Source organism: Micrococcaceae bacterium Sec5.8 (assembly GCA_039636775.1).
In the GTDB taxonomy this organism is placed as follows: domain Bacteria; phylum Actinomycetota; class Actinomycetes; order Actinomycetales; family Micrococcaceae; genus Arthrobacter.
Map to the genome: position 1 here is coordinate 2,729,762 of CP143429.1, position 11,672 is coordinate 2,741,433.

General features: G+C 66.0%; 5 protein-coding genes. 2 read left to right on the forward strand and 3 right to left on the reverse strand.

Annotated features, from left to right (window positions below):
* The first annotated feature begins 7 nt into the window (after positions 1 to 7).
* The gene (locus tag VUN84_12565; protein XAS63136.1) at positions 8 to 4,153 is read left to right on the forward strand and encodes an FtsK/SpoIIIE domain-containing protein; all 4,146 of its coding nucleotides are present in this window, start codon (positions 8 to 10) and stop codon (positions 4,151 to 4,153) included.
* 22 nt (positions 4,154 to 4,175) lie between these two features.
* Here VUN84_12565 and VUN84_12570 read toward each other — a convergent pair whose 3' ends face one another.
* A complete protein-coding gene (locus tag VUN84_12570) occupies positions 4,176 to 4,556 on the reverse strand; it encodes a hypothetical protein (GenBank protein XAS65850.1) in 381 nt (126 codons plus the stop codon).
* A gap of 345 nt (positions 4,557 to 4,901) precedes the next feature.
* Here VUN84_12570 and VUN84_12575 point away from each other — a divergent pair, with 345 nt between their 5' ends.
* Complete coding sequence (locus tag VUN84_12575) at positions 4,902 to 5,150, forward strand: WhiB family transcriptional regulator (GenBank protein ID XAS63137.1); 249 nt, start codon at positions 4,902 to 4,904, stop codon at positions 5,148 to 5,150.
* A gap of 107 nt (positions 5,151 to 5,257) precedes the next feature.
* On the opposite strand, the gene VUN84_12580 is transcribed toward VUN84_12575, so the two are convergent.
* Entirely contained in the window at positions 5,258 to 6,727 is a 1,470-nt protein-coding gene (locus VUN84_12580; GenBank protein ID XAS63138.1) for a histidine kinase N-terminal domain-containing protein, read from the reverse strand.
* A 40-nt stretch (positions 6,728 to 6,767) separates the two neighbouring features.
* Positions 6,768 to 11,642 (reverse strand): NAD-glutamate dehydrogenase, encoded by a 4,875-nt coding sequence (locus tag VUN84_12585; protein ID XAS63139.1) that lies wholly within the window; start codon positions 11,640 to 11,642, stop codon positions 6,768 to 6,770.
* Positions 11,643 to 11,672 lie beyond the last annotated feature (30 nt).

Here is an 11,672-nt window from a genome sequence, read left to right on the forward strand (position 1 = left end):
GCCTACCGTGGACCCTAATGATCGCCACCGGAAAGGCCCCTCCCCGATGATGCTGCACTGCACTCTCGTGCCGGCTCCCGGGTCAGCGCTTGCCTCCGGCCCGGTGGAGCTGAGCATCGACGTCGACAACGGGTGTGCAGGCGCAGAACTCGAGGCGGCACTCTCCCGTCGCTTCGGGACCGGACACCTGAGCGTGGACCGGATCGCGGTGGCCGGGTTGCGCGTCGGCGGGCACCCCCTGGTGGACGGTGCAGTTCTGGTGGACGGTGCAGTTCTGGTGGACGGTGCGGTGCCGGTGGACGGTGCGGTGCCGGTGGACGGGGCGGTGCCGGTGGACGGGGCCATAGTCGACGGCGGCGCAACAGCATCCTCTGTCCTCGCCGCGGCCCCTCTCGTCCTGGCCGTCCACAGCGGTCCCGGCGCCGGAATGATCTTCCCCTTACGGCGCGGCCGGTTCCGCATCGGACGCGCCGGCACGGAGATTTCCATCCCGGACGCGGAGTTGTCCCGCGAACATGCGCAGCTGGACGTGACGGAGTCCGCCGTCACCCTCAGCGATCTCGGGAGCGCCAACGGGGTCCGTGTGGACGGCAGGAAGGTGGGCACGGCGGCCGTTTCCACAGACTCGATGATCCGGTGCGGCAGCTCCTCGATGTCCCTGGTTTTCGGGGGTTCCCCGGACACCGACATCCCGGCCAGTGCCGGATCCGACGTCTCGGATCCTCTGCTGGTCAGCAATCCCGTTCTGCCCGTCAACCGGGCGGCCCTCCTGCTGGGTGCTGTTCTGCCCCTCGCCATCGGTGTGGGCATGGCGCTCCTGACGGGCATGTGGATCTTTCTGGCTTTCACCGCGGTGTCCGCAGCTTCGATTCTGGTGCCCGTTGTAGCGGGTCGAAGGCAGCGCCTCGATTTGCGGGCGGCCGTCGCCGCAGCTGCCGGGGAAGACGCAGAACGACGACGGCGGGCCGCGCCCTCCGCCGGCGAGCTGTCCCTGCATGGGTGGTCCGCGCAACCTGGCCCCCGTGCGGCTCCCGCCATCGACCCGGGCCCGGTCTGGCTGCGGCTCGGCCTCAAGCCGCAGGACGCCAACGTCAGGCTGGAACCTCCCGGTCCGGGGTTTCGGCCACCACCGCTCGGCTTGATGCCCGTGACGCTGGATCCTGCCACTCCGGTGACGACGCTCCGGGGCCCGGAAACAGCCGTCGCGGGACTGGTCAGGTCCTTCGTGTTGCAGCTTGCCAGCTACCCCGCTGCCGGGCGTACCCGGATCCTCATTCAGGGCCCAACCCCGCCGCTGCTTGCCGCCCGCTTCCTGCCGGGCGCGTTGCTGACTGCGGAGGCCGGCGCCACCTCGAGAATCTTGGCGGCCGGCCCGGGAGCCGGGTTTGAGCGAGGGGTGCTGATCATTGCCACAGGGGCGGGAGCCACCGGAATTTGTGCTGCAGCGGTCAGCCGCGGCTGGCAGGTGCTCTGTTGCACCTCCGATCCTGCAGCACCACCGGCCGCCGGCACGGCCCTGGTGCTCGGCGAGCGCACGGCGCGGTTGTCATCGGTCCGCTCCCCGACGCTGGAATTTATTCCCGATCTCGTTCCGTCCCGGGTCTTTGACCGCAGTTGCCGGCGACTGGCGACAGTAGCCCCTGCGTTGTCGCCCCCGGCCGGCCTTCCCGACGTTTGTTCCCTTAGCGGGCTGCTGCCCGTTTCAGCTGCGGACATCTCCGCCCGTTGGGAAGCGTCGGCCGCCGGGCCTGGGCTTCCCGTCGTGGTCGGGGTTGGACGATCCGGCCCCCTGCTGCTGGATCTCCAAGCGGACGGCCCCCACATCCTGGTGGCGGGCACCACCGGTTCCGGCAAGTCGGAACTGCTGCGGACACTGGCTGCCGGGCTCGCGGCTGCGCATCCACCGGACCGCGTCAACCTGCTGTTTGTTGATTTCAAAGGCGGCTCGGCACTTCAGCCGTTGGCCGGCCTGGTTCATTGTGTGGGACTGCTCACGGACCTCGCCCTTGAGGAAGTGGCGCGGGCCCTTGCCTCCTTGCGGGCCGAGGTACGCCGCCGGGAGGAACTCCTCGCCGCACACCAGGCCGCCGACCTCCCGTCCTACGAAGCCCTTAGCCCGGCCGGGCGGTCGCTGCCACATCTGGTCCTCATTATTGATGAGTTCAGAATCCTGCTCGACGAGGCGCCCCAAGCCCTGGCGGAGCTCATGCGGATCGCCGCCATCGGCCGCGCCCTGGGAGTACACCTCATCATGGCGACCCAGCGTCCCCAGGGCGCTGTCTCCGCGGACATCCGCGCGAACGTGACCAGCTGCATCGCCCTAAGGGTCCAATCCGAGCTGGAATCCCTCGACGTCATTAATTCCTCGCTGGCCGCAGCCATACCGGTCTCGACGCCGGGCCGCGCGTTTCTCGTCCGCGGAAACGGAGCTCCCGAGGAGTTCCAGACTGCCGCGGTAACGCCGACCGTGCTCGGCCCGGGGCACACAACCGCCGTACTGGAAGCGGCGGAATACCTGGCCAGCCCGCCGGCAGGCCGGTATGAGGGCACGGGAACGGGCATGGGGCCCGGCCGGCCGGGAGCCGTCGATGCGCCGCAGTCGCCGGGGCTCCGGCAACTCACGGACACCATAAGCGCCCTGTGGGAGGCTTCCGGCGGCGTGAGACCGCGGCGTCCCGTCGCTGGCCCACTCCCCGCGAAACTGCCCTTCCCGGCTGACGGCAGCCGCGGTTGCATCAGGCTGGGCCTGCTGGACCTGCCCGGGGAACAACGTGTCACCGAGTTCGGCTGGCACCCCGGCATGCAGGGACACCTGGCTCTGATTTCGGGTCTCACAGGAGGCGCCGATGCCGCCATGGACCTTATCGTGGAACAGCTCCTCACCTGTGATAGCGATTCGCATATATACCTCCTGGATGCCGGCGGGACGTTCAGTGCAGCTGCGACCGCCCCCCGGGTCGGGGCAGTTGTGGGGCTGTATGAACTCCGCCGGGCCGCACGGGTCCTGGAGCGCATTGCGGCCGAAATGACCCAGAGGCTGACCGGAGAACTCTCTGCCGGGCCGCCGGCCCTCCTCCTTGCGCTCAATGGATGGGGTTCCTGGGTTTCCGCGTTCAGGGCCGGCCCACTGGCGTGGGCCGAAGACTTACTCCAGGACATCGTCCGTGACGGCCGAAGGGCGGGAATCACCGTCCTGGTGGCCGGGGAACGCGAACTCGTGACCTCTCGGTTCTTCGCCGCCCTGCCCAACCGGATCTTCCTGCCGGCCGGATCCACGGAAGAGGCACGGCTCACTTGGCCACGTCTGCCGGCCACCGGAACTCATGCCGGCAGGGTTGTCGTTTTTGGGCCGATGTCCGTCACACCGTCAGCTTCCGGCAACGTCGGCCAGCTGTTCGGGCCCCTCCCCCCGGACGTCCGCCGCCCCCGAGCCACCGTCCGTGCCCGGCCCTTCCGTGTCGAGGCCCTGCCCGTTCAGGTGGCTGCAGCCGAGGTCCTCCTCCGGACCCGCCCGGGCGGAGCGGGACCCGGCGGGCCGGCAGTGCCCCGGCCCAGCACGTCGACGACGGAAACTCTGCCCCTGCCTCGCCGGTTGTTGCTGGGGGTCACCGGCGACGAACTCCTCCCGGCCGAAGTCCATGTGCCGAACGCCGGGGTGCTTGCCGTGTTTGGTGGCCCCACCTCGGGAAAGACGACGCTGCTCTCCGCACTGCCCGGCCTGAATCCACAGCAGGGTTTCATCCGGCCGCCGGCGGAGAACGATCCGGAGCGTTTCTGGGCCGGAATCCATGACGCTGCACGTGCCGGAGCACTGGATCCGGAAACGATTCTGCTGGCCGATGACCTCGATCTGCACTCACCCGAGACCAACAACCGGCTGCATCTGCTGCACAACCTCGGCTGGCGCGTGATCCTGACTGCCGGCTTCAACCCGGCCATTCGGCACCGCGTAGCACTGGCCCAGGAGGCGGTGGGCCAGGGGCGCGGCCTTCTTATTGCCCCCAGGACCCTGATGGACGGAGAGTTGTTTGGTGTTCGGTTCGAACTGGAGCAGAGTCCTCCTCCGGGACGGGCCGTTCTGATCTCAGAGGGGCGCGCCTGCGCCGTGCAGTTGGCATTCGATCCTTGGGCAGATGCCCCGAGCATTGGCTGAGGGCCGCCCGGTACTGGCCCGGCTACAGCGCGGGGGGCGATCCCCCGGCGCGCGAAGTGAACGAGATGACGCGCTTATCGAACAGCAAGACGATCGCCACGACCGCCGGAACTACCATGGCCAGACCTGCCAGAGGGTATCCGCCGGACATCGTGGGAAAACCGATGGTGAGGGTGAAGAGCTGCGCCACCAGCGCCCCCGCACGCGGCCACCGGTAGCCGCGGAACAGAAACGTTGCGACTGCATAGAGCCAGGCCGAAAACGCCAGAAGAAGTCCGAGGGTGAACACCGCGCCCCAGAACGACAGCACCGGGGCGCCGGTGAGAAGCTGACTCCCGTACCAGCCGGCTGCCGCCAGCAGGGCAGTCGCCTCCACTGCCACAATGACCGCGATGATGAGGATTCCCGGGGGACGCCCGTGCGTGCCTGTTCGGGCATCGCCGGGAGGAGGTCCGGAGCTATCGCCGTCGCGGCCGGGCTTGGAGGGGTTGTTGGCAGCTCTTGACACACTGGCACAGTACCGGACATGGTCGGCTAAGTGCACCGGCACCGCCAGCCAATGTGATGCATCGCTCACGGTCCCACCGCATTTTGCAGTGGGGAACCCCTTGTTTACGCAGCGTTAACATGACACGCTTAATCCAGATGACCAAGGGGGCCCACAGGGCCCCTTTTTTATGAAGCCTCTAGTGAATAATTTCACAAAGGCATTTCAACGAGTGCCCAAGAAATGGAGTGACTGATAAGCATGGATTGGCGTAACCGCGCAGCGTGCCTTGACAAGGACCCGGAGCTTTTCTTCCCCGTCGGAAATACCGGTCCTGCTCTCCTGCAGATCGAGGAAGCCAAAAGTGTTTGCCGTCGATGCCCCGTGGTCGACACGTGCCTGCAGTGGGCCCTCGAGTCCGGACAGGACGCCGGTGTATGGGGGGGCATGAGCGAGGACGAACGCCGCGCGCTCAAGCGCCGCGCTGCCCGGGCCCGCCGCGCCTCCTGACCCCGCGTTCCTGATTCACCGTCTGGAAAGGAATGGCCGCAGACCTAGGTCTGCGGCCATTCTTCGTTAAGCCCGCCAGCGGTACCCCGCCAACAGGGGCCGGCCAGCTACCGTTTGGCCAGGCTCAGGACAATCTGGACGGCCGTCCCGCCACCGTCCCTGGCTTTCCACTGAATGCTGCCACCGAGTTCGCTGGTCACCAGGGTGCGGACGATCTGCAGGCCGAGTCCCTCCACATAGGGTGTGGCGGGGATGCCAACGCCGTCGTCCGCCACGGTCACGGTCAGCAGTTCATCGCCGTCCTCGCTCTCTGACCGGGCCGCGGCCAGCCAGACGGTTCCGGTTCGCCCCTCCAAGCCATGTTCGACGGCGTTTGTCACCAGTTCGTTGATGACCAACGCCAGCGGAGTGGCGAAGTCACTTGGCAGATCGCCGAAGAGTCCGGACCGCTCAGTCCTGACCTGCTGCGACGGTGACGCAACCTCGGCGGAGAGGCGGAACTGGCGCCCGATAAGCTCGTCAAAGTCGACGCTCTGGGTCAGGCCCTGGGACAGCGTCTCATGCACGAGGGCGATCGTGGCCACACGCCGCATCGCCTGTTCAAGTCCCTGTTTGGCCTCGTCGCTGACCATGCGCCGGGACTGCATGCGCAACAGCGCGGCAACGGTTTGCAGATTGTTTTTCACCCGGTGATGAATTTCCCGGATGGTGGCGTCCTTGGTAACGAGTTCCATTTCCCGGCGCCGCAGCTCGCTGACATCCCGGCAAAGCACCAGCGCGCCGAACCGGTGCTGCTCATCGCGGAGCGGGATCGCCCGCAGCGACAGGCTGACCCCGCGGGACTCGATTTCGCTGCGCCACGGCATGCGTCCGGTGACCACCAGCGGCAGGGTCTCGTCCACCAGGCGGCGGTCCTTCAGCAGGCCGGCCGTGACCTCGGCCAGGCTTCGGCCCTCGAGGGACTCGCCGTCGCCGAGCCGCCGGAACGCGGAAACCCCGTTGGGGCTCGCGTACTGGACGATTCCCTCGGCATCGAGCCGGATCAAACCGTCACCGACGCGGGGGGCGCCGCGGCGCGAACCGGTAGGCGAGGCGAAGTCCGGCCACAGCCCCAACGTTCCCATCCGCAACAGGTCGTAGGCGCATTGCCGGTACGTCAGCTCCAGCCGGGACGGCATGCGGGAGCTTGAGAGATCCATGTGGGTGGTGACGATGGCGAGCGTCCGGCCATTGCGGACCATTGGCACGGCCTCGACCCGGAGGGCCATGTCGCTGCTCCAGTTGGTCTCGTTGGAGCGCTCAATCGTCCGGCTTTCCCACGCTTTGTCAACGAGCGGTTGCAGGTCCGACCGGATCCCCTCCCCCACGAAGTCGGCGTGGAACACCGTGTGCGAGGTGGAGGGACGGACGTGGGCAAGGGCTACGTAGCCGAACTCGGGGTGCGGAAACCACAGCGCCAGGTCCGCGAACGCCAGGTCGGCGACCATCTGCCAGTCGCCGACCAGGAGGTGCAGCCACTCGGCATCCCCCGGCCCAAAATCAGCATGCTCCCTGATAGGGTCCGTAAAGATTGCCACAGCACCTCCATTTGCAAACGCCGGCAGCAGCTGGCGCTGCCTAGCGTCGAACGATTGACCTCAAGAGCCTCAATGCTACCGACAGCGAGGCCATGTCATCGGCCTCGAGGGCATTGACCTCGTCGAACATGCTCCTGGCACGGTCCAACTGCTCAACATTCTGGCTTTCCCACGCCAGGAGGCGTTCCTCCGCCGGCATCTCCTGAGGTGACGACTCCAAAACCGCCTTCGTCATATCGGACACGGTGGAGTAGAGATCATCACGCAGGGCCGCCCTGGCCAGGGCCTGCCAGCGGTCCTCCCGAGGCAGTTTGGTGATGCGCTCCAGCAGGGAGTCGGCGTGGAAACGGTTGAATACCGCGTAGTAGACATGGGCGATGTTCTCGACCGGTTCCGGGCTCGCATGGACGATCTTGGCGACGTCGAGCAACACAAAGCTCTCGAACAGTTCAGCCCACCGGTGTGCCAGATCTTCGGGAACGTCCCAGCTACGCGCCTTTTCCAGCCATTCGGCCACGCGGTCACGGTCCTGGCCGCGCAGGTAATCCAGCAGGCGTGACCGCATGGGATCCATCAGGGGTTTGAACTCGGCCACGGTCTCGGCGATAGGCCGGGAGGCGTTGCTCTGGCTCAGGATCCACCGTACCGCCCGGTCCAGAAGCCGGCGGATATCCAGGTGAATGGTGCTCCAGTGCTCCGTCGGGAACGACGCGGGCAGCTCGTTCAGCTCCCCCACCATGATGTCCAGTTCGTAGACTTCACGAAGTGCCACGAAAGCCTTGGCGACTGCGGCCTCAGTGGCGGAGGTTTCCTCCATGGCGCGGAACGCGAAGGTGATGCCGCCCATGTTGATCATGTCGTTTGCCACGACGGTCGCGATGATTTCGCGGCGCAGCGGGTGGGTGTCCAGGTCTGCATCGAACCTGTCCCGCAGCTGCTGCGGGAAGTAGGCCCGCAGGGTCGCCCGGAACCAGGGGTCCTCGGCGAGGTCGCTGTCCCGAAGCGCCGAGGCGAGTTCGATCTTGGCGTAGGCCGCCAGCACGGACAGCTCAGGCGAGGTCAGGCCCTGCCCCTGCTCCAGCCGCTCGCGGAGCGTCTCTGTAGTGGGCAGCGCCTCCAGGTCCCGCTTGAGGTCCGCCGATTTCTCCAGCCAGTCCATGAGGCGCTCGTAGCTTGGGCTCCACTCGGAAACCCGCATCCGGTCATTGAGCAGCAGGATGTTCTGATCGATGTTGTCCTCGAGCACCAGCCGGCCGACCTCGTCGGTCATCGAAGCCAGGAACTCCGACCGCTCCGCAGGATCGAGTTTCCCCGCGGCGACCATCCGGTCAACGAAAATCTTGATATTGACCTCGTGGTCCGAGCAGTCCACACCAGCGGAGTTGTCGATCGCGTCGGTGTTCAAGATGACACCCTGCAGGGCCGCCTCGATCCGGCCACGCTGGGTCATGCCCAGGTTGCCACCCTCGCCAACCACCTTGACGCGCAGGTCGCAGCCGTCGACCCGGATGGAGTCGTTGGCCTTGTCGCCCACCTCGGAATGGGTTTCCGTGCCGGCCTTGACGTACGTGCCGATGCCGCCGTTGTAGAGCAGATCGGCCGGAGCGAGCAGGATGGCGCGCAACAGTTCGGGCGGGCTGAGCTTCGTGGTGCCTTCCGGCAATCCGAGCGCGTACCTGACCTGCTCCGAGACCGGAATCGATTTCGCCTGACGGGCGAAGACGCCGCCACCCTGGCTGATCAGGGACTTGTTGTAATCGTCCCAGGACGAACGGGGCAGCTCGAAGAGCCGCTGGCGTTCGTCGAAGGAAACAGCCTCGTCGGGGGTGGGATCCAGGAAGATGTGCCGGTGGTCAAAGGCCGCGAGCAGCCGGATGTGCTTGGAGAGCAGCATCCCGTTGCCGAAGACGTCGCCGGACATGTCACCGACGCCCACCACAGTGAAGGGCTCGGACTGGGTGTCCAGGTCAAGCTCGCTGAAGTGCCGTTTGACGGATTCCCAGGCCCCGCGGGCGGTGATGCCCATCGCTTTGTGGTCGTACCCGACCGACCCGCCTGAGGCGAAGGCGTCGCCGAGCCAGAACCCGTACTCCTTGGCCAGCCCGTTGGCGATGTCGGAGAAGGACGCGGTCCCCTTATCGGCCGCGACGACGAGGTAGGAATCATCGTCGTCATGCCGTACGACGTCGGCCGGTGGCACCAGCCGTTCGCCCTCCGGCATTGTCACGAGATTGTCGGTGACGTCCAGGAGCCCGCGGATGAACGTCTTGTAGCTTTCGATGCCCTCAGCCATCCATGCGGAACGGTCCGAGGCCGGGTCCGGGAGCTGCTTGGCGTAGAACCCGCCCTTGGCTCCGGTGGGCACAATCACGGCGTTCTTGACAGTTTGGGCTTTGACCAGGCCCAGGATTTCGGTGCGGAAGTCCTCACGCCGGTCCGACCAGCGCAGCCCGCCGCGTGCCACCTTGCCGAAACGCAGATGCACACCCTCGACCCGGGGCGAATAAACCCAGATTTCAAACATGGGAGTCGGGAACGGCAGTCCTTCAATGACTGACGGGTCCAGCTTAAGGCTCAGATGCGCCTTGTTCTGGTAATGGTTTGTCCGCAGTGTGGCCTGAATCAGGTTCTTGAAGGTCCGCAGCACCCTGTCGGCATCCAGCGTTGCGACCTGTTCGATCGCTGCGTCGAGGGCGGTGAGGACTTCCTCCTGCTTTGCCTGGCGGGCGTCGGAGCTCAGCGCGGGATCGAAGCGGACTTCAAAAAGGTCATTCAAGCCGCGGTTGACCGCAGGGTTGGCCAGCAAGGTGTCGGCGAGGAATCCGTAGGAGTTGGTGTTGCCCATTTGCCGCATGTATTTGGCGTAGGCCCGCAGCACCACCACCTGGCGCCAGTGCATTCCCTCCCGCAGGACCAGCCGGTCGAAGCTGTCCGACTCCACGGCTCCGGAGACCGCGGCGCTGAAGGAGTCGGCCAGAAGCTGACCGGTTTCGAGAGGGTCCACCCCTGCGGGGTACTTCAGGCCGAGGTCATATAGGAAAAAGTCGCGGTGGTCTGCGGTCTCGATCTCGAACGGACGTTCGTCCAGTACCTCGAGCCCCAGATTGTGAAAGTAGGGCAGGATCTGGCTGAGGCTTTTGGGCTCCAGCATGTAAAGCTTGACGCGGGCGTCCTCTTCGAGCGTCGCTCCGGCCCCTTCGGGGAGGTAGACGTGGACGCCAGGCTGTTCCTTGACGTCTTCCCCGGCGTGCTCCGGTGCAGCGCCGTACTTCTCGAAGCGTGCGATGTCGGTGAGGGCATCCTCCACTTCGTAGTCGACGCGGTAGCTTGCAGGGAAGGCTTCCGCCCACACGCCGGCGAGGCCTTTGGCGCCGTCGTCGGTGAGGCCCCCGGCCGCATCGGCCTGGGTGCGCAGGACCTCGGCGATGCCTTCGCTCCACGAGCGGGCAGCACGGACCAGCCGCTTTTCGAGGTCGTCGCTGCTGACGTTGCTGACATCGGCGTTCTTGGGAAGCCTGATCCGGAAGAAAAGACGCGCCAGCGCTGATTCCGTCATCCGCGCCTCGTAGTCGATGGACACGGCGTCGAAGGTTTGGCGCAGTTCCTGCTCGATGCGGAGGCGGACGTTCGTGGTGTAGCGGTCCCGCGGGAGATAGACGAGCGCGGACATAAAACGCCCGTAAATGTCCGGCCGAAGGAACAGCCTGGTCCGGCGCCGCTCCTGCAGACGCTGGATGCCCGTGGCAATGGCCGCCAGGTCGGGAACTTCAATTTGAAACAGCTCGTCGCGGGGGTAGGTCTCGAGGATGCCCAGGAGGTCTTTGCCGGAGTGCGAATCCGGCGGGAACCCGGCGTCGTTCAGTACCGCGGCGACCTTCTCACGCACTACCGGGATGTCGCGCACGGAGCCGGAGTAGGCCGTGGTGGCGAAGAGTCCGATGAAGCGGCGTTCGCCGTTGACGTTACCGGCCGCGTCGAAACTCTTTACCCCGATGTAATCCAGGTACGCGGAACGGTGCACGGTGGAGCGGGAGTTGGCCTTGGTGATGACCAGTGCACGCTTCTCCCGGGCTTTTTTACGGCCCGTCTCGGTGAGGTGCTGGATCTGGTGCGGTGTGTCGGCGCTGCCGCGCAGCAGCCCCAGGCCGCTGTCTTCGCGGGGTTCCAGCACGTCCTCGCCGGATTCGGTCTTGAGTTCGTATTCGCGGTAGCCGAGGAACGTGAAGTTTCCATCGTCCAGCCAGCGCAGCAGCTCCTGGGCCTGGCGGAGCTCGGCGATCTGTGCGGCATCGGCCACGTTGTCCAGGCCCTTGGCAATTTGAAGTGCCCGGTTGCGCATCTTCGGCCAGTCCTCGACGGCGGCCCGCACGTCAGCGAGCACACGGCCGATACCTTCGATCAGCGCCGCACGCTTCGCCTCGTCCACGAGATCAATTTCGACGGCAATCCAGGATTCCATATGCGAAGCGTTGTCACCCTGGGCGATCAGGTGCGAGAGGTTGGGCATCGCCGCGGTGTCACCGCTGGAGATCCCCAGGTGGGAGGGCACACGGGAAACCTTGACGAGCTCCCCGCTCTGGCGGTTGCGGGTCACGACGAACAGCGGGTGCATCACCAGATGGATGGGGGCATTCTGCCGGACCAGTTCCGCGTTGACAGAGTCGACGAGGAAGGGCATGTCATCGGTGACAATGTAGACGACACTGCGATCGGTTTCATCGGAGATCGTGATGCTGGCCCGTCCCGGGAACCGGTTCGCCGCAGCGTCCTTGTGCAGGGACGCCCGGGACGCCAGGAGCTCCTGTGGATACCCCCGGGCGTCTTCTCCGGCGAGGTGCTCGTAGTAGTCCCTCAGGTAGCCGGCTTCGGCACCGATCGAAAGGGTTTGATCCTCCACGCTGGACCCAGACGACATCGACAAACGCCTCCATAAAAAGTTCACGGC